The following is a 24177-nucleotide window of genomic DNA, read 5'->3' on the forward strand; positions in this document are numbered from 1 at the left end:
CAACCTTGCAGACATTGCAGCTGCACGCGGTGAAAGTGCACTCTCCGATCTTCCATTCATCGGCAAAGGTAAAACTGGCGAAGGCGTTGTTAAAGACATCTTCTCCATGGTTTCCAAAGCGGCTGACGTGGTGCTGGCAAACGTTTCCGACAAGATCCCTGAGACCTCTCTGGAATCAGGTCTGATTGATGATCTGCTCAGCTTCTTCGCAGACCGCATGAAGGTGGTTCTGAAAGATAAAGGCGTGCGTCATGATTTGGTTGACGCGGTTCTGGCTCGTGGTGGTCAGGATGATATCAATCTGATCGTGAAACAGGCAGAAGCTCTTGCTGGATTGCTGGGCAGCGAAGACGGGGTCAACCTGCTGGCAGGTTACAAGCGTGCTGCAAACATTCTGCGTGCGGAAGAGAAGAAGGACGGCAAAGCCTTTACAGGTAAGCCTGATGCTGCTTTGCTGGAAGAACAGGCAGAAAAAGACCTGGCAGCTGCGCTGGATAGCGTTCTGGTTGAAATCAAGCCGCTGCTTGATGCTGCTGACTTCTCCGCTGCAATGGCTGCTCTTGCCAAGCTGCGCGGTCCTGTTGACGGCTTCTTTGACGACATCCACGTGAATGCTGAAAAACCGGAGGTTCGCGAGAACCGTCTGAAGATCCTGTCAGAAATTCGTGCAGCTGTTCATCAGGTCGCTGATTTCTCAAAGATCGCTGGCTAAGCTAACATCATAAGACATTTTAAAGCCCGGGACTCGCTTGAGTTACCGGGCTTTTTATTTGATTAGACTTTGACAGCTTTTTCGTACTCAACCGCCGTTTGTGCGATTTCTTCTTTCAGCCAATCCCGCAGCTTGCGAACACTGGGGCTGCGCAAGGCCCCTTCCCTGCAGATGAACCAGTAGGACCGCCCTGTTGAACAGCGGTGACCGAACGGGATCTTCAACTGACCCTGCTTCACAGCATTGGCAACCAGCGTATCCCAGCCCAAGAACACGCCGTGGCCTGCAATTGCAGCATCCATGCAGAGAGATGCGTTGGAGAAGCCGTGACCTCTTGGAAGCTGACTTTCTTTGAGACCAAACGGGGCCAGCCAGTCGCTCCAACGGTAATAGGAGTTATAGTCGCGGATGATCACTTCATTCAGAAGATCCCGTGGCTCTTTGAGGCGCTCTGCGATCTCAGGAGAGCAGACCGGATAGATGAAGTGCTCACACAGGCGCTCTGAGTAAACATCATCAGGCGCTCGTTTATGGACGCGGACACAGGCGTCTACATCGGAATGATTGAGGTTCACCAACTGGTCATTGGCATCCAGCCTGAGGTTGATGTCCGGATTGGCTTTCATGAAGCTGCTCAGGCGCCAGACCAGCCATTTCTCAGCCAACAGCGGAGCTACAGATAGAAAGAGGCTTTCTTCTCTGTCCCGGTCTGCCAATGCGACAGCCTCTGAGATTTGCTTGAGGCCTGATGTGAGTTCGTGACAAATCTCGGCGCCAAGGCTGGTCAGCTTCAATCCGCCTGTCTCTCGAGTGAACAGCGGGCGGCCCAACTGATGCTCGGTTTTGTGCAGTTGCTGGCTGACGGCGCCGGACGTAATGCCCAACTCTTCAGCCGCATTTTTCAGGGAGCCCAGGCGCCCGACGGCTTCAACAACGCGAAGGCCAGCGAGGCTGACTTGATTGAGATTTTTCATCGAGGACAGTTCCGAGCAGTAAATCTAAACCGGGGTTTAGTTATTCCAGATAGCACTTGCAATGCAATTGACGCATTGTCGCCCCATCAAGTCACAAAGGAAATGACAATGAAAAATCTTTTTAAAGATCTGTTGCGCGGAAAATCCCCCCGAAAGACCAAAGCAGCTGCAGGCTCAAAGCCTTATTGTGCTGACCCACTTTCACACCCTGCTCTTCAGCGGATGGATACGCGCGAAATTGGTGATGTTTACATCAACCCAGAAAAAACGCTGCCTTAAGAGCAGCGTTTTTTATTTTGTCCCTCAATACGGGATGCCAATCTTTTTAAAAATGAAATGCATGAGCCAGGCAGGTCCAACCAACAGGAACTGCAGATCTTTAAAGAAAGACGGCTTTTTCCCCTCAATATGATGGCCGATAAACTGGCCCACCCAAGCAATCACAAACACTGCCAATGCTGTCTGCCAGAGTGGGATGCCAAGCCCAAACTGCTGATAAGTCATGTTAATCCAAATCATCAATGCTGAGAAAACGGCCATACCGATTGCCAGAGTGATGGACAATGACAGGTAGTAGATGATCGATAGCCCCAGCCCGATCGTGCACCAGTTCAGCCACGGCGAGATGTTCGACAACCCGATCGGTGTTGGAACAGACCACAGCAGTGCGGTTACCGTCCAGAAAATGACCGGCACACAGATCCAGTGAATGGCTTTGTTTTTGTGATTTTGGTGGCTTTCGCCGTACTCGCCCAGCAGGCGATCAATGCGACGCCCGGTTGCTTCTGAAAAGCTCATACTACCCTCCCCGTAATATCAAGCGGTATCAATGCAATCAGCATGCCGTAAGGGGAAGGTATTTTCAAGCTGACAAAACTTCGGCGGGCATATTAACCAGTGCCCGCCGAAGGAGTTGTTTTAGCTATGTGGTGCCAGGCAAACGCCTGCATTTTGCTTACGACATTGTGCATCAACAGCTGAAAGTGCTGTCATATTTACGATGCCGCGTGAGGTCACGGATGGCGTGATGATGTGAGCAGTTTTCTTCGCGCCCAGCAAAATTGGACCAACATGAAGCGCGTCTGTCATTGCTTTGATGAGGTTCAATGCGATGTTGGAGGCGTCCAGAGTTGGGAACACCAGCAGGTTGGCAGGACCGGAGATATGCGCATCTGGCATGTAGCGTTTCAGAATTTCCGGCTTCAACGCAGCATCACCATGCATTTCACCTTCAGCTTCCAGCTCTGGCAGCTGTTTCCAAACCATCTGCAGGGCTTCCCGCATCTTGTTGGAGGTTTCTGACGGACGGGAGCCGAAGTTGGAGTGGGACAGCAGCGCAACACGCGGTGTGATGCCGAAGCGCTTGATCTGCTCAGACGCCAGATGTGTGATCTCTGCAATCTCTTCAGCAGATGGACACTCAGTGACGTAAGTATCTGCAAGGAAGTACGCACCGCTGGAGTTGATCAGCAATGAGAGCGTTGAGAAATCCGTTACACCTTCGGAACAACCAATGATGTTGTTGATGTCACGCAGATGCTTGTCAAAGCGGCCTTCGAGGCCTGTGATCAGCGCATCAGCTTCTTCTCTATGCAACGCCAGTGCACCAATGACAGTGGAGTTTGTACGCACCATCGTTCTGGCAGCTTCCGGCGTTACGCCTTTCCGGCCAACCAGTTGCACCAGTGTGTCAACATAGGAACGGTAGCGTGGATCGTCTTCCGGGTTCACAAACTCAAAATCTGTACCCGGGCGAATGCGCAGGCCGAAGCGCTCACAGCGGTTTTCCAGAACCTGCGGACGACCAATGAGGATTGGTGTCGCGAGGCCCTCTTCCAGCACCACCTGAGCGGCGCGCAGCACACGTTCGTCTTCACCATCAGCGTAGATAACGCGCTGCTTATCTGCCTTTGCCTGTGCGATGATTGGCTTCATCACCATACCAGAGCGGAACACGAAGCGGTTCAGCTTATCCATGTAGGCGTCGAAATCTTCGATCGGGCGGGTTGCGATGCCAGTTTCCATGGCAGCTTTTGCAACAGCAGGAGCAATGCGCAGGATCAAGCGGTTATCGAACGGGGATGGAATGAGGTAGTTCGGGCCGAATGTGTGGGTGACACCGCCGTAGGCTTTGGCCACCACATCGGTCGGTTCTTCCCGTGCCAGAGCGGCAATTGCCTCAACAGCGGCCAGCTTCATTTCTTCGTTGATGGCCGTTGCGCCAACATCCAGAGCACCGCGGAAGATGTATGGGAAGCAGAGGACGTTATTCACCTGGTTCGGGTAATCCGAACGACCTGTACACATGACCACATCGTCACGAACAGCCAGTGCATCTTCCGGCATAATTTCCGGGTTCGGGTTGGCAAGGCCCATCACCAAGGGGCATTTTGCCATCTTGGCGACCATCTCCGGCTTCAGCACACCAGCTGCTGACAAGCCGATGAAGACGTCAGCGCCTTCGATGATATCATCCAGCGTGCGCTTGTCGGTTTTCTGCGCAAATACGGATTTCCATTCATCCATAAGGGCTTCGCGGCCTTCGTAGACAACACCCTCGATGTCAGAGACCCAGATGTTCTCGCGCTTTACACCGGAGGACACCAGCAAGTTAAGACAGGCCAGCGCTGCAGCGCCCGCGCCGGAAGCAACGACTTTAATCTCATCCAGCTTTTTGCCGGAGAGCTCCATGCCATTGCGCACCGCAGCTGACACGATGATCGCGGTACCGTGCTGATCATCATGGAAAACCGGGATATTCATTCTTTCGCGCAGGCGTTTCTCGATCTGGAAACACTCTGGCGCTTTGATGTCTTCCAGGTTGATACCGCCGAAAGTTGGCTCCAAAACGCCAACTGCATCAACGAACTTATCAACGTTGGTCTCGTCGACTTCGATGTCGAATACATCAATGCCAGCGAACTTCTTGAAGAGGACAGCCTTACCTTCCATCACCGGCTTGGATGCCAAAGGACCAATCGCGCCTAAACCCAGAACTGCGGTACCATTGGAGATGACACCAACAAGGTTTTGACGTGCGGTATAGTCAGCCGCTTTTGACTCATCCTTATGGATTGCCAAACACGGAGCAGCCACACCCGGAGAATAGGCAAGCGCCAAATCTCGCTGGTTTCCCAATGGCTTAGTTGCCTGAATTTCCAATTTACCCGCGCGCGGATACTCATGGTAAAAGAGCGCTTGTTCATCGAGTTCGCCGGAGGTAGGGCGTTTTTTGTCCGTCATCGTCTATTCTTGCCTGACCGAGTGAATGAGCGGCTCGCCACCGGGAATCACTATGACTTCCGGTTCAGATGTCGCAGTTTTGCAAAAACTAGACCATCGCCTAGGATTTTGCAGTATCTCAATACGTCTTAAAGCGTATAAATGCGCGAATTAGAATAAGCAAAACAATTGCATTCAAAATATGCCACAAGGAATGTGTTCCAACTGGCAAAATCGAGCAAATTGGCTCGTCCAAAATCCGGAAACTCATCGAAAGTGCGAAGACTACGCCTGCGGCTAACAGAGCGTTGGATGTTTGCCTTTTTTTGCTGCGGGTCAGGCCTGCAAAAAGCAGGATTGCGAGGAGTGCCGGGAAGTAGCCAGCAGTGGATCCGAGTATCCCCTCAAACAGCCTTGGGCCAAATGCCATTGCCCCAAAGAAGAGCAGCGTTGCGCCCAGTGATATCAAGAGGTTGGCATCCATGTATCGACGCGTGGCAAGGTAGAAGTAAACCAGCATGAAGATCGCAATCGGGATGACATCAGCCAGCATTGACCAGAGGGTTGCGAAGGTGTGGAACAGGAATGAGCCAATCCCAATTATGGTCAGCAGAGCAATGAGAACCAAAGCTGCGTTATCTTGTGCGTTGGTTTGCGTTGAATGCGTTTTTTTTGCGTTACTGCGTGCGTTCAACCAGAATTGAAGGGCAATCAGCGCGGCAATGATAAAAGCAGCGTTGCTCGCTGCATTGAGTGGCTCAGACCAGAATGCATCGGAGGTGCGCTCGCAGTATTGGTTCAGGTGTCGATTCCAATCCATGAGCCCTCCAAGCTGGTACCGCGTTATCTCGCCGTATTTTGAAAGATCACTGTACCGTTCAACCAATGGACCCGGCTAGCCCTCAAAACCTTCTGGAGCTGATCTTGCCGGTTCATTCCTGACGCGTTCGCCAGCGCTTGTTGCAGGTGGTCTTTGTAGATCAGCATGGGGAGCTGGTGGCATGATGCTTTTAGCAAGCGATGCGTGAGGGTGATAAGTTTCTGCTTGAGCTGTGCCACAGTGCCGAATTCTTCTGTGCGGCTGGGAAACACACCGACCAGATTCTGCTCAGTTCCGACCCGCTCCGCGCTCTCTATGAAGGATACGGCTTCTGCCTGCCAGCCCGCTTGCAGAATAGCGCCGGGCTGAATGAGCAAAACCCAGTTGGAACGGGTGCACCGTTTGAGCCCTTCGGCCAGAGCGAAACCAGATTTTGAGGTGGTGCTGACGAAATCCGCACCGCTGGCATCCGCGACAATCTCGGTCCCATCAGATGAGCCTTCGTCGGTGATAATGACTTCTTTCAGGATGCCTTCTGCGGAAGCCGGAACCAGAGCGGACAGGGTGAGCACCAGCCGGTGCTCGCTGTTATAGGTGGGAATAAGTGCGCTAATCATTCCAACAGCTTACAGTGATTTGCCTTATCTTTGGAAAGTAAAGGCTTGCAAATCCAGATATTTTGAGCAATGTTCCACTTATGTTCTCATAAGAAGATGAAAGTGCATGCCCCATGTCAACTGCACAAAATCACAGGGCCGAAACTGTGGCCGCTGATCCTTTGGGATCTTCGCTCCCGGTCAACATGACAGGTCGGGGCCGTGCGGCACATTCCAACAAAGCTGGCCGGTTTGAGGCGGAAAGCCGGGAACTGATGGATGATGGCTGGGGAACAATTGATGAACTTCCGCCGATCAAGACAGAAGTGCAGATTGAGACTGCGCGGCATGTGATCACCAAGAACAGCTCTCCTGACCTGCCTTTTGATCGCTCGATCAATCCGTATCGGGGCTGTGAGCATGGCTGCATCTACTGCTTTGCGCGGCCAACCCATGCGTATATGGGCTTGTCGCCAGGGCTGGATTTTGAAAGCCGCTTGTTTGCCAAGCCCAATGCAGCACAGGTGCTGGAGCGGGAGCTGGGTGCATCCTCTTATCAACCCAAACCCATTGCGATTGGCACCAACACTGATCCCTATCAGCCGATTGAACGCACGCACAAAATCATGCGCGATGTTCTGGAGGTTTTGAACAAGACGGGCCATCCGGTGACCATTGTCACCAAGTCAGCGCTGGTCATGCGGGACATCGATATTCTCAGCGAAATGGCAGAGCGTAATCTGGCAAAGGTGGCAATTTCTGTGACCACACTGGACCGGAAGATCGCGCGGAGCCTTGAACCGCGCGCGTCAACGCCGCCTCGCCGTTTGCAAGCGATCAAGGCACTGTCTGATGCGGGTATTCCAACCGCTGTGCTGGCAGCTCCGATCATTCCCGGACTGACGGATCATGAACTTGAGAGCATTCTTGAGGTTTGTAAGGAGCATGGTGCGACAGAGGCCAGTTACATTTTGCTGCGCCTTCCTCGAGAGGTTTCTGAACTCTTCAAGGAATGGCTTTTGCGGGAAGCTCCGGGCAGTTACCGGCGTGTGCTGAGCCTTTTGCGTTCCATGCGTGATGGAAAGGACTATGACGCTCAGTGGACGCAGCGCTTCAAGGGTAAAGGTCCTTACGCTGACCAGCTGGCAAAGCGCTTTCAGCTGGCGTGTAAGAGCAAGGGTTTATCCTCGCGCTCAATGAAGTTGTCCTGTGACCATTTCATCAAACCAACTTGCGGCGGTGTGCAGCTTTCATTGTTGTAGACGAGGCGTGTTTTGATGCTTGAAAGCTGCCGGGCTGCATGGCAATGAGGCGCATGTCGTATTTTGCAAACTCCCTCTTTGATATCGCCTTTCCTGATGCTCCTGACCTGCGCTTTGAGCGCTCTGTTGAGCAAGACCTGCAAGGGCGGTTTGCCGGTATTGATGAAGCCGGGCGCGGGCCATGGGCTGGCCCTGTGGTGGTTGCAGCAGCCAGCCTCGATTACGACAACCTGCCAGAGGGACTGAACGATTCCAAGAAGTTGACCGAGGCCAAGCGCGAGGAGCTCTTTGAGCAGATCCTTGAGATGGCTGATGTGAGTGTGTGCGTGCAAAGTGCGCAGACCGTTGACCGGATCAACATTCGCGAAGCAACCTTGCAGGGCATGCGCACCTGCGCCCGCTCGCTCAGCGTTCCGGTGAAACGGTTCTTCATTGATGGCAAGGATGTGCCCCATCACCTGCCGCAGGAAGGGCAAGCGCTGATCAAGGGTGATGGCCGCTGCCTCGCCATCTCAGCTGCTTCTATCGTTGCCAAGGTGACGAGAGACCGTCTGATGGTGAAGATGGACAGGTACCTCCCGGAGTACGGCTTTGCCAAACACAAAGGCTACGGCACCAAACAGCATCAGGAGGCGCTGGCAGCACACGGCGTAACCCCGCTCCACCGCTGTTCCTTCCGGCCTATTCGGGAGATGATTGAGGGGTAGTCTGGTCAGGTTGAATACGGGGGTGGCTTTCAGCAGTAATATGATGACATCCGACGATTTAAAACAGTTATTTACAAACAGGCTCGCGCGCTGTTTCATTTTATATTTTGCCCTATCTCTATTCATGAGCTTTCTGATTCATGGAGTTGCTTATTTCCATGGTGGGAGCAAACTCACACATGTCGAGCTTCCACTCGTAGAACATACTGAACTGTCAGTTGATGGTGAATTTGTTGTAACCTACGTGCCCTATTGGAATCGCATACAGATTTACCATCGAGAGCATGGATTTCTCTCTGGTTTCTTCTTAGGAAAGACAGCTGTCACTGGAGTATTCAGGATCTCTCCGGATAATCGTGTCATTGATTGCACACACAAGCGCGCTCCAAGTCCAAGCTTCCAGCTGTATTCATTTAGCGGATCCCCATTGGGTGAAACCCAATCGGCAAAAGTAGTCGAAAAATGCTCCGGCCATTCCCTTCCCACATCCCCCCAGAAAGCGGAGCACCTTGGTGTCTATTTCCAGTTTGATGGGTTCGGATACTCTCTCCAAGCTAAAGACGGTCCGCAGTTAAAGGCTTTGAATCAGAGGAACATTTTTGCAGATCTAATCGCTATGTCTCTGTTCCCATTCACCATACTCAAAGTCTACATCTTTCTGCTTGGGGTTCAGGTGTTCTGGATCCTCTTTAACGCGACGCGACCTGCACGGCACACAAAGCATCTCTGAATTGGATTCACCCTCTCAGATGGTGATGATCGTGCCTCTAGATCATCCAAAGTGCTTTTGCCAAGTTTCCTGCGTTTGCAGAAGTAAACGCTGTATGTCGATCATCTCCGCCGATGATCCGCTCGTGGATATTTTGATTGGTGCGCCCTTCGTGTAGAATTTATCTATCTCCGCATTTGCCAACCTAATAGGCCCAATGGACACATAGCTGCATATTTGGCCACCTTGAGGAACAAATGCTGAACATCACCATTTAAGACATGTTTGCTCGCCAAAGTGACTTTTTCTTTAGGTTAGGAAAGAGTTGCAATGGATCAGACTTTTAGTCTTACGTGGGAACTGTCATTCGACGATCTCACTTTCATCAATGGCTACAATACGCGGACTCGTCTCGGCGTTGCACTTCAACTCAAACACCTTCAGCACTTTGGTTACTTTGCAGATGAAGATATTCAGGTTGGCGAAGAGGTTTTAAACTATCTGAGTGATCAGCTCGGTGGAAATCGCCCGGTCACATTTGACTATAACTTTCAAAGCCGTTCTGCACGCCGCCATATGATGGAGATTGTACAGTATCTCGGCTTTGAGCGGATGTCAGATAAGCATAGAACTCAGCTAGCACACTGGCTACGATGCGAGCATTGTGGTCACGTCAATGCTGTTGAAGAACTGATTTCGATTGCCTATCTGTGGTGTCTTGAGAAGAAGGTGTTTGCGCCCTCCTGAAATATCGTTGAACGTGTTGTTCGTTCCGCACGCCGAGAGTTTCAGAAAGAGTTCCTGCAAAAAATTGTCAGTCAGCTTTCTCAGGAAGCCATTGTAAAGATGGAAACTTCATTGGTGGAGCCGGATGTTTCGACCGGATTTTCACGCCTGAAAGATGATAACGGCGGGGCAACGCTGGACAACATTCTGGCCGCAACTGAACGCCTTCAGTTTGTTGAAAGCTTACAGCTTCCAGAACATGTTCTTAAGGAAGTTGAGCGCTCCTTCATTGACCAGCTCGTGCGACGGGTGAGTGCAGAAACGGCTTCGCAGATGCGTAGACACAGCGTTGAGCGCCGATTAGGCCTGTTCGCTCTTTATCTGATAGTCCGCAAGTCCCAGATGATTGATCGGGTGATTGACCTTCTGGTGGAACAGATCCATCGGATCAATGCAAAATCAAAGCGCAAGGTGATTAAGGACATTAGCCGTGAAATCGAGAAGGTTCACGGTAAGGAGCGCTTGCTGGCAGAGATTGCCGTGGCCTCCATGGAACACCCGGAGGGGCGGATCTGTAATGTGATCTATCCGGTCGCCGGGTAGCAGAAACTATCAACGATTGTCAAGGAGTACCGCTCAAAAGGAACTCTGGATCGTCAAATTCAGTTTGTGATGCGTGGGTCATATGCCTCACATTATCGCCGCATGCTACCACTGCTTCTTTCTGTCCTGGAATTCAGATCCAACAACGCAGCCTGGCGCGCTGTGCTAGAGGGATTGACCTGTATTACGAAGCTGCATAAGGCAGGCAAGCGGTTTGCTTCTGAGGATGATGTTCCGATAGAAGCCATTCCAACTAAATGGCGTGGCAGCGTGATTGATGACAAAGGCCGCGTGAATGTGATTTCCTTTGAACTGTACCTCCTGACCCAGTTGCGTGAGCGAATTCGTGCCAAGGAAATCTGGGTAGTGGGAGCAGATCGTTATCGAAATCCGGATGCAGACCTGCCAAAGGATTTTGCCGAGCGCCACGACACATATTATGCGGGGCTGAAGTTGACACGAGATGCAGAAGCATTTGTGTCTGAAGTCAGAAAGACATTGGAGGATGAGCTACGTCAGCTCAATGCATCCCTGCCTCACAATGACAAGGTCAGGCTGCGTTGGACCGGCAAGAACCGGATCTCTGTCAGTCCGTTTGAACCTGCGCCGGAACCCAAAGGGCTGGTCTCTTTAAAAGCGCAAATCACTCGTCAATGGCCAATGACGGGACTATTGGATACGCTTAAAGAAGCTGCCCTTGGAACTGGATACTTGGACCGCTGTGAGACCTCTGCAAGTCGTGAGGTGCTGGCTCGCAATGTCCGTGATCAGCGATTGTTACTTTGCCTTTACGGCCTTGGCACAAATGCGGGCCTCAAACGTATTGCCGGTGGTCTCGCCGATATCAGCTATGAGGAGTTGCTGCGTGTGCGCCGCAACTATATTCATCCGGCCGCTTTGCCCGCTCCGAAGTTATGCACTCAACCTATAAAGCGCTGGCTGAACTGGGTCGAGCTATCAAGACAATTTTCTTGTGCCGATATCTGCGCTCTGAAAAATATCGTCGCGAAATCAACGAAGGGCTCAATGTGGTGGAGAACTGGAACAGCGCCAACGGCTTTGTATTCTTCGGCAAGGGCGGGGAGATTGCTAGTAACCGCATTGAAGATCAGGAGATCTCGGCCCTGTCTCTGCACCTGTTGCAGGCCTCGCTGGTTTACGTCAGCACCCGCATGGTGCAATCGGTGCTTTCAGATCCTGTTTGGGCTGGCCGACTTGCCGCAGAAGATTACCGAGGTCTGACACCGCTGATATACAGTCACATCAATCCTTATGGCCGATTTGAGCTTGATCTGGAACAGCGCATAGACTTTGAAAGTAAGCTAGCTGCATGACTAGGTGATAATTTGAGTATACTCAAAATACGCTCTCGAATGAACACCAATTGCACGTAGATCCATGTTCATTTTAGGTATAATCTGTGTTAGTGAACAGAAATGGCTAGTAGCACACCCAAAATGAACAAATCCTCATCTCGTATCGGATATGCGCGCACCTCTACTACGGACCAGAACCTGGATACCCAGGTTCATGCATTGGAAGCGGCTGGATGTCACTTGATCCGTACGGAACAGAAGAGTGCCGGAACACTCAAAGATCGTGTTGAGTTACAGACAATTCTGGACTTCATTCATTCCGGTGAAACTCTGGTAGTCACGCGCATTGATCGGCTCGCCCGATCTATGCATGACCTGCAGATTATTGCACGGCGATTGCAAGACAAAGGTGCTCATCTTTATGCAACTGAGCAGCCTGTCGATACCTCAACGGCGGCAGGCAAAGCCTTCTTCGATATGCTCGGTGTCTTTGCAGAGTTTGAAACCAGTCTGCGGCGTGAGCGGCAAGCGGAAGGCATTGCGGCGGCGAAGAAAAGAGGTGTTTACAAAGGCCGACCGCCGCAGATCGATAAGACCGAGATTGAAACACGCCTTGCCTCAGGCCAGAGCCCAACAATCATTGCTCGTGAACTTGGTATCTCAAGAGGGACAGTATACAAGGTGAAGAATGGTTAACGATTATATTCAGTGTGTGTTTTCATCATCTCAATCGTAAGAAATAGTCTCCACCAAACTTTTCCTTAACATTTTCATCACTGTCTTCTACAAAGTTGAGTTTGATTGTGTTACGTGCTCCACGCCCTACCTTTTCGAGCTCTAGCAAAATCGCAGTTCGTAATTCTTGAGAGAGATCAGTTTCTTTTGCTAAGAGCAAATCTTTATTGAGCTTATAAAAAACGATCGCAGTAAACTCGTTACTTACTCCCCCCGGAAAAATATGTATTTTGTAGAAAATATTTTGGCTTGAGAATGTTTCATTAATTACCGCTTCAACATGTGAAAGGCCCTTAAATTCCTCTTCCGTTTCTCGATCCGCAGCCTCAAATTCTTTAACTGAAGGTATTCTATTTTTATTGTTGGCTAAGTCCATTGTTTGACTTTCGTCCCATGATACTGGCAAATGAAGCGGCTTGACGTTATGTAGAACGTTACTTGTTATAGAGTGTCTCCTGTTTCCTTCTCCCATTCAGTACGGAAATCCCAAGGCGTGTCTTTCCGAATTAGACGCCAATAAAAATCAGTAACTGCGTTGCGAAATGATGCATGCTGAGCTTCTTGGCTTGGTACTCCACGTTCAATATACAATACCTTCCACACGTCATTTTTTGACTTAAGAAGGCAAAATGCATCATTTAGAGCGTACTCTTCACCTTCATCACCAATGTAGTATTGAGTTTTTGCTACTCCTTTGCGTGTCAAAGAGTAGCGTAGAAGTGAAAGAATTTTGGCTTCATTTCTGGCCATTAGTTTACAATCCCTATGTAACCATCATCAATAAGATCTTGAACTCTAGCCTTCTGTAATTGGAACTGAGTTCCACCCCCAGGTTGTCCAAACCATGGCGCCGCAGGACCTTTTTTCACAGGTATAGGCTTTAAAACTTCATAGACTGTATAAGGCATATTTGCCGAGTTTGGGGGCAATGCTCTTTTTTCAAAAGGAGTCCCAACTGGCGACAGATATCCTCCTGTGGTTTGACCGTACCTATCGATTTTCATTCCTGGCTGCAAGATGACATTTTGCGGTTTGCCTAAGAAACCATCATTGCGAGGCCAATGAATGCTACCGTCTTTATTGATCCACTTAGGTTTCAGACCAAGCGTTCTTGCGGTTGAAATTTGCTCATTATTGAAGCCTTTAGCTTTCCAGACTGAAGTCTGAGCTTGCTGTAGTATTCTTGAAAGCCGTTTGTTTGTGGCTGAAATGACTTTCGAACGAAGTTTTTTTGGTGTTGCTTTTGCAATTAATAAAGCAGCACCAACCGCGATCGTGGTTGCAACCTCTGGAGAAAGAGTGCCCTCCTTAATTGCTTCAATTTGAGGATCAATAAATGCATCAATGGCATTTTCTATTGCTGCTAAATCTTCAGGATTTTCCGCTAGAATGCTCTGAATTTCATTTGCTAAAGGAGCCATTGCTAAGCTGCTAGGAAAGATCCCAAGTACACGAGCGAAGTCTTCAAATTTTTCTGGTTCCGCTACCATACGTTCTTCAAATTGCTGTAGCAGTGAAGCCCCGCTTTCAACTACTCCTTCACGCATATTATCTATAAAATCAGCGCAGAGACTAATTGCTTCAAGCATATATCGCCCACATACACCATCGGCGTATGCTGGGCTGATAAAGAAGTCGAAGATGCTAAAACTTTGCTGGCTTGCACATGCTTTTACTTCTGCAGGAGTTACTTTGCCATCTGCAAGATCCTGAATTATCTCATTCACGGCCTCTTTAACTTCCGGACTAGAACCTGCTTGATCTGTGATCAGTGATGCAAAGGTTTCAACAATCGCAGCACCAACCTCTGATACTGCCTTTACCGCCGTATCTGACACATAGACGCCGACATACTCTTCCACGTCTTTTGTGACTTCCTGCGCGAGGTTGACATCGCGGTTGAGCTCATCGACGCTCTCGGTCTCACCGCTGTCCTCAAGCTCCTGCTGCCTGTCCTCATCGCGGATGATGATCTCACCTTCGCCGACCGTGGCGCGGGTGATCTGGCGCTTGTCGCGGTTGGCGTAACTGCCCTCAAACTGACCGCCGTAGGATGGGTCTGCTTCAGTTTCCTGGCTGTCGGTCTGATCTGAGGTGTTGTCAGGTTGACCATCAGACTGGGTATCCGGCTTCTTGTCTGTATCTTTTGAGCCCGGCACGGCGAAGTTGACGCCAACAGAGCCGCCAATGTTGGACTGCTTGTCGTGGTCATCAATATCGCTGAAGGTGAGTGTGCCGGTGGAAAGGGTTAGGTCATCCGTATCGGACGCAATCAACCCGCCTGTGAGGTCCGTATTGCCAGCCACATCAATCTCAAGGGTTTCCTCCGTGACAATGCCGGTTTGCTCGGTGACCCAGGCCCTGGAGCCTTCGCCTTTGCTGCCGTTGACGCTAAGATTGCCGGAGACATTGCCTGAGAAGATGTCCACCGAGATCCCTCCGGAAGCACCAGCAGAGCTTGATGAGTTGCTGCCGGTATCCTGAATGCTCTCAATGTTCAGATCGCCGCCCACATCCAGATCAGCTGTCCTGGCCGTGACTTGCGCACCTTTGAGCGTGGTATCAGCACCGGATGTCAGGTCCAGATTGCCTGCAACATTCAGTTTGCTGTTGGTTTTATAAGTCTGCTCGCTTTCGTGTTTGCCGTTTTGAATGCTGGCATTGACCCCAGCACTGACAGATATGTCACCTTTCCGGCTGATCCCTGCTGTGACCGAGATACCTGCGGATTTAGATGAGTTCTTGCCGGAACTTGCCATGGTGTTGTCGGCAGCGCCAAGGGTCATCTCGCCGCCCGCATCAAGGGCTGCATCGCCGCCCACATCAATTTGAGCCCCTTCACTGGTGATATCCTCACCCGCGATCAACGTCAGGTCATTGCCAGCGTTGAGTACAGAGACTTTCGCAGCAGAGCTTTCCTCGTGTGATCTGCTCTTTTCACTGGAAACCGTCAGGCTACTGGTGATCCCGGCGACCGTACCGCCATTTTGCGCAATATCGACAAGAGTATTAGCTGCATCAGCTGCTTTCACGGCAGCGGAGACGGCCGTGATCGCCTGATATCCGACATTCCCCTTACCTGCTGTTGCGGCCTTTGGTGTCTCCACCAGTGTCTTCACCGCACCTGAGACATTTTCAAAAACACTGACGCTGAGAGCAACGGTATCAACCCGGTGGCTCTCGGAGTGTTCATAATTGTCATTGACAGCCTCAAGGTTGATGTCACCTTCAGCGGTTACGCTCAGATCATTGTCCGCATTAAGGACCGCAGCGATGGAGTTCACATCCTCACCAGCCTTGATACTGATGTTCTCACCGGAGACAGAGGACACCACGTTGGTGGTTACATCTGTGTTGAACTTGTGCTTTTGTGATTTGTAGCCAACTGTTGCGCTTCCCCCGCCAACTTCAGCAAAGAAGCCATGGCTTTTCTTCAGCACATCTTCCTGGAACGTGTTTTCTGCCGTGTTCAGATTGACGTCTTTGGCTGCTTCCAAAGTGACATCTGCTTCACTGGAAATCGCAGAGGCTGTGATATCAACAGAGCCAGTGTTTGATTTGATGTCCAGATCATCGACAGTCGCGACCACCGTTCCCACCTGTTCGGTGCTGGACGTCTCCCGGCGGCGGGTTTTGCCGGACAGAAAACCCTTATGTTTTGAGTTACTGAAGCTATACGTGCTTTCTTCCAGCGCGGAGATGGTGACATCATCATTAGCCTCTATGGAGGCGGTGCCATCACTGGCAATCAAAGCGCCTTCAAGCGTGATGTCCTTTTCTGACTTCAGCTTCAGATCATCGGCCACTTGAATGGAAGAGGTCACATACCGGGTTTTATCCTCAACACCAACGCGGTGAACACCATTGCCTTTGGTCTCAAAATCAAAGTGAGACCTGGCTTCAACTCCAGTGACTTTGAGATTGCCGCCAGTGCCTATTTCCAATGTCCCACCACTGGACAGATCCCCGCCAGCGATCAGCGTGTCGCCGGTGCTCTTCAGGATCAAAGAGTTTTCCGCCGAGACCGAGCCAATTTCGCGCACAATGGTGCCAACACGGTCCTGACCGTTACCGGTGGTTGTGGTGAGTGTCTCAACAACAATCTCATTGGCGGCCAATTCGACAGTTTCACCGGAGATTGTGCCAGAACTGTTGGTCAGTGTGCCCTGGGCGGCGATCAGGACGTCTTTTTTGCCTGAGATCTTCCCGCGTGTGTTGATGACCTCGCCTGCGCTGAGATTGACGCTGCCAGCAACAATAATCGCCCCATCCGTATTGCGTCGGTTTTTCGCATCCGCCAGGTAAAGGCGGGGAATCAGAACTTCGTGACCTGCAACAACGGTTTTTTCGTACCAGACAATGTCTTGTGTCAACTGTGCAACTTGATCGTCAGACAGGGATACACCATAGGTCAGATCAAGGGTTTCACTTTGCTCAGCCGCATTATGCATGAGCTCGCGAACCTGATCGGCATCAGATCCAACCCCATCGGAAATCCAGCGATCACCAGTTGCAGCAATGACCTGGTCCGTAATCAGACGGGTATCAAAATACGGGTCACCCAATGACTGCCCGTAGTGATCCAGACTTTGAATGCCAAGCTTTTCGGCAAAGTACGGCAGGCCAAAGAAACTGGTCTGATCGACGAACTCAAACCGGGTCTCAATCAGATAGGTTTTGTCATCCTGTGCAGGTGTGAACAGCTGCGGATTGGTGGTCAGGCCAAGCGTGCGCAGAAAGTCCTGGCCAGAGGTCTCTCGCGGATTGAGGGTGGCAGGATCATCCAGATCAAGGTCACCAAATTCAAGGTCATCAATGGAGCCCAGGCCTGGTATCAAAGGTGTAGGAACGCTGATTGTAGAGCCATCAAGGCTGTCGCCTTTGGTAAGATCACTTGCATTTGTCTGCAGGATCTGAGTGTTGTTGGCTAAAGTATAGCTTTCACTATCTCCAGAGGCTTCATCTGCGTCAGCCTCTTCTGCTGTAACCTGCCCACCCGTATTTGGTTCAAGACTATCTTCTTCTGTGAGCCCTTTCGCGCCAAAATCAGTCTCAACTGCAGAAGCATTTTTCAGATCAAGCTCTGAAGAGGCGACGTCATCTGCAGCTGCATTGGTGAGCGTTCCCGACAGGTTTCCGCTCAGTGTACCGCCTGCATGGATAATGCCGGGAGCAGCGGCAACTGTGGAGGTCTCAACTGTTTTTTGATCGGACTTTGGTATTTGTCCTAACCAACCAAATCCTCTGTGCTCCCTCCTGGAGTTATAGCTGAGTTTGACGCCGTATGTTCTGGACGCGGAAACACCTTTGTTGTCCAGACTGTCACCATCGATTGTTAGATCGCCAACGGCACTGATCTGACTGCTTTTGTTAAGGATAGACCCAGCATCAATGACTATATTGCCGAGGCCTGTTGAGATTCTGGCCTGAGCAGTTTTGTAATCTAGCTCTTCTTGCTCAATGTAGACAATCGCCTGGCCGCCACTTGGTACTTTATGTTCCTCATCCGGAGAGAGGACATTCCAGCGCTCCAGATGGCCAGCTGCCGGATCAAATGTCGCCAGGCTAGTTGGCGCATACTCGTTCCACCAGTTGGGATTCCATTCTTCAGGTGTCGCCCCTTTGTCTTCTAGAATTTTTTCAATTTGTACTATGTCTGGAAGAAATATATACCCTGTTGGCCCTTCAGAGCGGTCCCACATGGTACCGTAGCTATACCCTCCGATGTAACCATTATTTACGTAAACATTGTTGTTACGGCTGCCGCCTAAATAACCTGGAGACCTTGGATTAAGCCATTCCGGTGGATAATAGCCTGTCTTGTAATTGTTTGCGTATTCGTATGTTTTGAGTGTTTTTGTGACTTGCGTGAGGTTTTGCAGATCTTCCGTGCGCAGGATGATGTCGCCTTCAAGAGATTCAATTGCGCCACCGTTATGATTGAGAAGCTGCGTGCTGCGCGTACCTGTGCTCTGGCCCTCAAGTGTCAGGTCGCGTTTGGCAAGGATGAGCCCACCATCGTTGTTGAGCGTGTTGCTGTGCACCAGCAGATCCTGCCCACTGACCAAAGCGCCTTCGTTGTGAACACCGTCAGCGGTCAGCGTGAAGATACCAGAACGAGCCTGCCAGACAGCCCCTTCCTTGATGGCCACATCTCCGCTTGTGGTGAATGTAAATCCGGTACCACCAGAGAACAGCCCCTCATTGGCAATGGAGCGGCCAGAGATTGTGAGCTGGCCAAGACTTTCCAATCGTGCTGTAGCAGTATTGGTGAGCGCTGCACCAGCCATATCCAAAAGGCTGACTGTGGTGCTAACAGAAGAGTTAATGCCGCCATTATTGCTTAATGTTTTGGCTTGAAGACTTAATGACCCATTGGAAAGAATGCTTGCGGTCGCTGTGTTGGTGAGGCTATTGCCCGCGGCAAGACCCAGTGCTGTCGCCGCGCTGATTGTCCCCTCGTTAGAGATATTTGCTGCGTTGACATTGAGTGCACCTGCGTGAAGTTCCGCTGTGTTCTCAACACTCAAATCCTGATCAAGAATGAGAATTGCAGCCTGCTCCGAGACAACCCTACCGCCACTGTTTATGGTGAGCCCATCGCTGGTAAGGTTCATATCACCAGCGCTCTCCAAAGATCCAGCAATGCTCAGCGCGTCAGCAGTCACGTTCAGATGACCTTGAGAGATGACCTGACCACCAGTTCCTATCGTAACGGCTCCATCAGCATTCAGATCCATGGCGGCGATACTGGCTAGGGTGCCTGGACCTGAATAATCTTCAATCTGTGCAAAAAGAGAGCTGCCACTATAAAGACTGCCACTGTTGACCAGATCACCTTGGAGGGACAGCTTGAGACCATGTTCACCTGTACGTTCATCTTCGCCAGCTAGATTGGCTTTTATCTGACCAGTGTTGGTCAGACCCCCAGTACGTCCAGTCAGAGTGAGCGTATCATTAGCCTGTACCAGACCAGCGTTTGAAAGTGTATCAGCCTCCAGGTCCAGTGTGCTGAGCGAGGTGAGCTCGCCATTTGCTTCGATAATAAGAGCAGCGCCAGCGCTCAGGTTCATCATATTGCTGGTATTTAGATCACCAGCAATCGTCAGGTCGTTTCCAGCCGAAAGGTTCAGATCTGCGCCTGCATCAAGATCGCTTCCGGTGTGCAGGTTCAGATCACCATCGCGGGCTGTAAGCGTGAGGTCATCCAAGCCGCGAAGCTCTCCACTGATGGCGATGCTGGAGGCACTTATATCAATGCCTTGCTGTGCGCTGGTCTGGGCACTGCTACGCTGGGTGTAGCTCCCTGTCGCATCCACCTCAAGCGCGCCAAGAGAGATTAGCTTTCCCTGATGATCAACTTCGCTGGCAGATTTTACAATCAGGTTCTCTTGCTTCGACTGGATAAGCGCGCCTGATCCAATCATAATATCGCTGCTCAGGCTCTCAAGAGACACAGCCTTTCCGCTGAATGTTCCGTTCACATCAAGAGTAGAGGCCTGCGTTTTCACAAGACCTGCAGCAGAGAGGGTACTACCTGCATACTGGTTGAATGCTCCAGTAACCTTCAGGGACGCATCACCTGTCTGCGTTACCAGGTTCCCGGAAAGGGTCAGACCATTATCACTATCAAGGGTAAGGGACGTTGCGGCCTGTGTAATACCATCGAGCGTAACCAGACCCGCGCTATCAAGATCAACATGGCTTGCAAAACTCACCATCTGGCCTGAGCTGGCTTGTGTCAAAGACCCAAGGGTTGCTTCAACCTTTAGTTCCTCTTGTGATTGAAGTGTGCCAGCATTCTCAACGCTCTGCGCTTTCACCTTCAGATTTGCATCCGAACGGATCAAGGCCGCAGCCTCATTGGTCAGCTTGCCAACAAGGCGCAGATCTGCGCCGCTCTGGCCAAAGATCAAACCAGAGTTTTGCAGATGTGTTCCATCTGTCAGGCCGCGCAGTGTCAGCCTTCCGGTGCTACTGGAAATCCGTCCACTACTGGTAATGGCAGAGGTGCCAGCCCCCAACAATGTAAGATCCAGATTGTTGTTGCTGGCAATCTGGCCTTTGACATCAAGAGCGCCTGCCTTTAGGGAAAGTATGCCCGGTGTCGCAATCGAAGCGGTTGCCTTCTCAAGGCGCACGGTGCCCTGCGCCGTGATAGAAAGTGCACCAGCTCCATAAAGTGTAGCTGTTCGATCCGCAGCATGCGCACCGATGGAAAGATCACCGTCGACAGACAACGTGCCAGCGCCTGAAGCTTGCAAGTAGCTGCCATCTTGCAGCGTCAGGTTCCCCGAACTTGCTAAGGTCAAATCAGAAAGGGAGGCCAGAACACCGGCATTGTCGAGAGAGGTTACAGTTCCGACAAAATCTCCCTCAGACAGGATATGCCCGGTCCTACTAATAGTCAGTGCCCCGGTATCAATGTTCAGATCCTGAGCACTTTCCAACGCACTGGAGACAGTAAGGCTTGCTGCATCCAGATCCATATTACCTTTGGAAAATATCTGTCCACCGGATCCAACAGTCATTGCACCGCTGGCATTCAGATCCATATCTGAGACACTGGTCAAAACACCAGGACCAGAATAACCGGCAAGCTCGGCCCAAACTGAACTGCCACTTGTCAAAGTTCCCGTATTGACCAGATCACCCTGGAGCGAGAGCTTCAGACCATATTCTCCTGAGAGCCCGACCTCTCCATTCAAGTTCGCTTTTATGGTGCCTGAGTGGATCAAGCCGCCTTCTCGGGTGGTAATCGAGATCGCATCATTTGCCTGGATCTCACCAGAAGTGACAAGGCTCGCACCTTCCAACTGCATTGCCTCAATGCTGGACAGACTTGTGTTAGTTGCAATGTTCAGTGTTCGTGCCGCCGTTAAAGACACCTCCTTTGATGCAAACAATTCTGCACCAGTGACCACGTTTAAGTCACCATCGCGCGCTGTGAGCGTAACGCTGTCCAGGCCTGTGACTTCGCCAGCTAACGAAATGTCTGCTGCACTGATATCAAGAGCAGCTTTGGCTTTTGTCTGGGCCAGATCTCCGTGTTGTCTGTAGCTGCCGTCTGCACCTACCGTGAGTTTACCAAAGGAGATCACTTTGCCCTGATGGTCAAAGTTGCCTGCAGACGTGATGGTGAGATCACCTTGTTCAGCCTGAATGGTGCCTGTGTTTCCAAGAAAGATATCGCCAGTTAAGCTCTCAACACTCGTGCTCGCACCGTTTAGTGCGCCATCACTATCAATGCTGCCAGCTTGAACATCCAAAAGGTCAGATGCAGAAATGGCACTTCCATTTGTCAGCGCAAGAGCATCTCTTACCCGGATCGTTGCCGCACCCTTTTTTACAGCAAGGCTACCTGTGACAGTAAGACCGACCTGACCATCCAGATTCAGGCTTGTTGCTGCTTGTGTCACACCTGCCAGCTGAGTGTGACCTGCGCTATCTAAGTCAATAGACCCGGCAAGGCTGACCGTCTGGCCAGAACTGGTTTGTGTAATGCCGCCATTGCTGGCTTCAACCTTCAGCTCATCGTTGGCCTGAAGCGTGCCAGTGTTTTCAATGGTCTGTGCGACAAGGCGTAGAGTCTCGCCCGAACGGATGCGCGCGGTAGAGGTATTGTTGGTGAGCGTACCAGTCAATCTGACATCTATGCCTTGCTGTCCATAAAGCTCTCCGGAGTTGATCAGGTGAGTATCCTGGCTCAAACCTCGAACGGTCAAGGTGTTATTGCTTGCCAGTCTGCTGGTTGCCTCAAGGTTGGAGGTGCCTGCATTGGTCAAGGTCAGGTCCAGCGTGTCTGCGCTGAGGATCTGCCCGGCCACATCAAGGCGTGCTGCATCTATCTCCAGCGACTTAGCACTTGATATACCTGCGCGCTCATCTGTAAGGATCAGTGCGCCGTTTAGTTTAAGATCAAGGGCTTTGCCGCTATAAAGTGTGGTTGTCCGGTGTAAGGCTTTGGCTCCAACACTCAGATCCCCACCAATTGTGAAGGTTCCGCGTCCTGAAGAGCGAACATAGCTGCCATCTTCAAGCCTCACATCCCCATCACTTGTAAGGGAAAGGTTACTCAAAGAAGCAAGCAAGCCTGCATTTTGAACGGAAGACGATGTGCTGATCAGATTGCCCTTAGCAATAACCCGTGCACCACTGGAAATGGTCAGAGCGCCACTTTTAAGGCTCATTGCCCCGGCACTTTCCAGCGCTCCCAAGATGGAAAGCGCTGCTGCTGAAGTCAAGTCCAGAGTGCCTTTAGCAAGCACTGATGCTTGTTCAAGAAGGCGTGCATCCCCAGCCTTAACAGTCAAGTTGCCGTCTGTTTCCAACGCCTTACCAACAACGAGCGTACCTTTTGAATTCAAAGTGACAGTATCTTTTGCAAAAACATCTGCCAACAAAGATATCTGCCCACCAGTAATGCCCAGATCGGATTTGGAAAGAAGCCCTTGTGTCTCCTCACCAAGAACGACTGCATCTGCGGCATTGATCAGGATCGATCCGGCGCTTAGCTTGCTATTTGCTCCTGAGACAGAGTAACTCTTTGCTGTAATAGTAGCTTTGCCTTCGGCACTCACTCTGCCTTGCTGATTGATGGTTTTTGCCTGTAAAGAAGCATTTTTTCCGGCACGAAGAACAGTATTCGCACCCAGCTGTAGGTCTTGCCGGGCTGTGAGTGTGAGTTTACCTCTTGCTTCAAGAGCCTTGCCTTCCCGATCAATCCCAGCTGCAATATCCCGGCCATTTGCCAGGATGTTACGGGCGTTCAGCGTAATATCGCCAGCAGCGGCAACCACGGCTTCTGGAGAAAGAACAAGATCACCTCCAGCTTTAAACTCCAGAGTATCGGCGGCGTAAACAACCGAACTGTTACGCACCTCCACATTCTTCCTGGAAACCACGCGTGTGGGACCAGCACTATTTACGCTTCCCAGCGAAATCTTTCCGGATGCATCAAGTGTAAAGCCACCACTGGCAGCGACAATACTATCAGGAGCGCGTACGCCGACACCGTCCTCAGTTCCAACCAGCGTGATCTTGCCTGCATACATGCCGCCTAGAGCCGAGGAATCGATGCCAAACTTAGGTTTGTCAGAGCCATCATCAGTGCGAGCGGTGATGTTGCCCGTTGCAGGATCATAGGTATTTCGTCCGGCAAACAGGCCCAGATAATCGCCTGCATTGATCTGTCCATTGACCTCAATGCTGCGTGCAACAATATCAAAGTAGTCTGTTTCCTGAGCGCTCAGGCCGTTGGGGCCGATGGTAACAGAGCCTTGATCAACAACAATCTCCTTAAGTCTGCCATCTTCAATATGTGGCACACCGGTTGAGAGCGTTGCTCGCGGGATGTTGATGAATCCGCATCCATTACAGCTCATGCCGTTGGGATTGACGAGGATATAATCTGCTGCCTGACCGTGAACCTCGGTAGGTCCTTGCAACAAAGACCGATTTGAGGAGGTCACCTCGTTTAAGATGAGGGAGGCCGCTCCGTTTTTAAGGTTGGGATTTTGCTCGATGATCCCACCAAGATTTGACGGGCTCATCTGGGTGGAATTATTCAGGATCAGACCGTCTTTGCCCACATTGAAGTCAAGGAACTTGTTGTGTGACAGACCTGAGCTGGTGGGCGTAACGATGTTGACCACTGGCACGCCATTAGGAGCTTCCAAAACACCTGGGGTATTGGAATTTGGATCAGGTGTGAGGCTTTGCGCGTAGGCTGGGATAATGCCTTGAGTAAGAAAGGCTGCACAAAAAAACGAATTCAAAAACTTCTTCATGACAAA

Annotated in this window: 16 protein-coding genes and 1 pseudogene; 9 read left to right on the top strand and 8 right to left on the bottom strand. The window is 51.0% G+C overall.

Annotation, left to right across the window (positions count from 1 at the left end):
- A partial coding sequence (locus PsW74_RS29020) for a DALR anticodon-binding domain-containing protein (RefSeq protein WP_244277897.1) occupies positions 1–712 on the top strand: 712 nt, incomplete at its 5' end.
- 62 nt (positions 713–774) lie between these two features.
- On the opposite strand, the gene PsW74_RS23185 is transcribed toward PsW74_RS29020, so the two are convergent.
- Positions 775–1686 (bottom strand): LysR substrate-binding domain-containing protein, encoded by a 912-nt coding sequence (locus PsW74_RS23185; RefSeq protein ID WP_057464858.1) that lies wholly within the window; start codon positions 1684–1686, stop codon positions 775–777.
- A gap of 108 nt (positions 1687–1794) precedes the next feature.
- Between PsW74_RS23185 and PsW74_RS29025 the strand changes: the two genes are divergently transcribed.
- The gene (locus PsW74_RS29025; RefSeq protein WP_162531840.1) at positions 1795–1965 is read left to right on the top strand and encodes a hypothetical protein; all 171 of its coding nucleotides are present in this window, start codon (positions 1795–1797) and stop codon (positions 1963–1965) included.
- 24 nt (positions 1966–1989) lie between these two features.
- Here PsW74_RS29025 and PsW74_RS23190 read toward each other — a convergent pair whose 3' ends face one another.
- From PsW74_RS23190 to PsW74_RS23205, 4 genes are all read right to left on the bottom strand, one after another.
- Positions 1990–2484: an Mpo1-like protein gene (locus PsW74_RS23190; protein WP_057464857.1), complete on the bottom strand. Its 495-nt coding sequence runs from the start codon at positions 2482–2484 to the stop codon at positions 1990–1992.
- Positions 2485–2604: 120 nt separating this feature from the next.
- On the bottom strand, positions 2605–4929 hold the full coding sequence (locus PsW74_RS23195; RefSeq protein WP_057464856.1) for an NADP-dependent malic enzyme: 2325 nt from the start codon (positions 4927–4929) through the stop codon (positions 2605–2607).
- A 118-nt stretch (positions 4930–5047) separates the two neighbouring features.
- A complete protein-coding gene (locus tag PsW74_RS23200; RefSeq protein WP_057464855.1) occupies positions 5048–5728 on the bottom strand; it encodes a ceramidase domain-containing protein in 681 nt (226 codons plus the stop codon).
- 23 nt (positions 5729–5751) lie between these two features.
- On the bottom strand, positions 5752–6345 hold the full coding sequence (locus tag PsW74_RS23205; RefSeq protein WP_063287245.1) for a glycosyltransferase: 594 nt from the start codon (positions 6343–6345) through the stop codon (positions 5752–5754).
- Between the two features lie 185 nt (positions 6346–6530).
- On the opposite strand from PsW74_RS23205, the gene PsW74_RS23210 reads away from it, so the two are divergent.
- The 7 genes and pseudogenes from PsW74_RS23210 to PsW74_RS23240 all read left to right on the top strand — a co-directional run bounded on the left by PsW74_RS23210 (position 6531) and on the right by PsW74_RS23240 (position 12343).
- Positions 6531–7586 carry a PA0069 family radical SAM protein gene (locus PsW74_RS23210; protein WP_244271732.1) on the top strand — a complete coding sequence of 352 codons (1056 nt, stop codon included), beginning with the start codon at positions 6531–6533 and terminating at the stop codon, positions 7584–7586.
- A gap of 53 nt (positions 7587–7639) precedes the next feature.
- Entirely contained in the window at positions 7640–8293 is a 654-nt protein-coding gene (locus PsW74_RS23215; RefSeq protein WP_063287439.1) for a ribonuclease HII, read from the top strand.
- Between the two features lie 1039 nt (positions 8294–9332).
- The gene (locus tag PsW74_RS29980; protein ID WP_063305877.1) at positions 9333–9749 is read left to right on the top strand and encodes a DUF4158 domain-containing protein; all 417 of its coding nucleotides are present in this window, start codon (positions 9333–9335) and stop codon (positions 9747–9749) included.
- Positions 9750–9848: 99 nt separating this feature from the next.
- Positions 9849–10331 carry a hypothetical protein gene (locus tag PsW74_RS29985; RefSeq protein WP_063287242.1) on the top strand — a complete coding sequence of 161 codons (483 nt, stop codon included), beginning with the start codon at positions 9849–9851 and terminating at the stop codon, positions 10329–10331.
- Between the two features lie 660 nt (positions 10332–10991).
- A pseudogene (locus PsW74_RS29990) lies at positions 10992–11164 on the top strand (hypothetical protein); the annotation flags it as partial.
- Positions 11165–11245: 81 nt separating this feature from the next.
- Complete coding sequence (locus PsW74_RS29995) at positions 11246–11665, top strand: transposase (RefSeq protein WP_244271731.1); 420 nt, start codon at positions 11246–11248, stop codon at positions 11663–11665.
- A gap of 123 nt (positions 11666–11788) precedes the next feature.
- Positions 11789–12343 (top strand): recombinase family protein, encoded by a 555-nt coding sequence (locus tag PsW74_RS23240; protein ID WP_063287240.1) that lies wholly within the window; start codon positions 11789–11791, stop codon positions 12341–12343.
- Between the two features lie 25 nt (positions 12344–12368).
- Here PsW74_RS23240 and PsW74_RS23245 read toward each other — a convergent pair whose 3' ends face one another.
- From PsW74_RS23245 to PsW74_RS23255, 3 genes are all read right to left on the bottom strand, one after another.
- Positions 12369–12758 carry a hypothetical protein gene (locus PsW74_RS23245; protein WP_063287239.1) on the bottom strand — a complete coding sequence of 130 codons (390 nt, stop codon included), beginning with the start codon at positions 12756–12758 and terminating at the stop codon, positions 12369–12371.
- Positions 12759–12823: 65 nt separating this feature from the next.
- Complete coding sequence (locus PsW74_RS23250; RefSeq protein WP_063287238.1) at positions 12824–13132, bottom strand: hypothetical protein; 309 nt, start codon at positions 13130–13132, stop codon at positions 12824–12826.
- Positions 13132–24159: a hemagglutinin repeat-containing protein gene (locus PsW74_RS23255; protein WP_193775916.1), complete on the bottom strand. Its 11028-nt coding sequence runs from the start codon at positions 24157–24159 to the stop codon at positions 13132–13134. Before PsW74_RS23255 ends, PsW74_RS23250 begins: the two co-directional genes overlap by 1 nt.
- Positions 24160–24177: the final 18 nt, after the last annotated feature.

Source organism: Pseudovibrio sp. W74 (assembly GCF_001623085.1).
GTDB lineage: Bacteria > Pseudomonadota > Alphaproteobacteria > Rhizobiales > Stappiaceae > Pseudovibrio.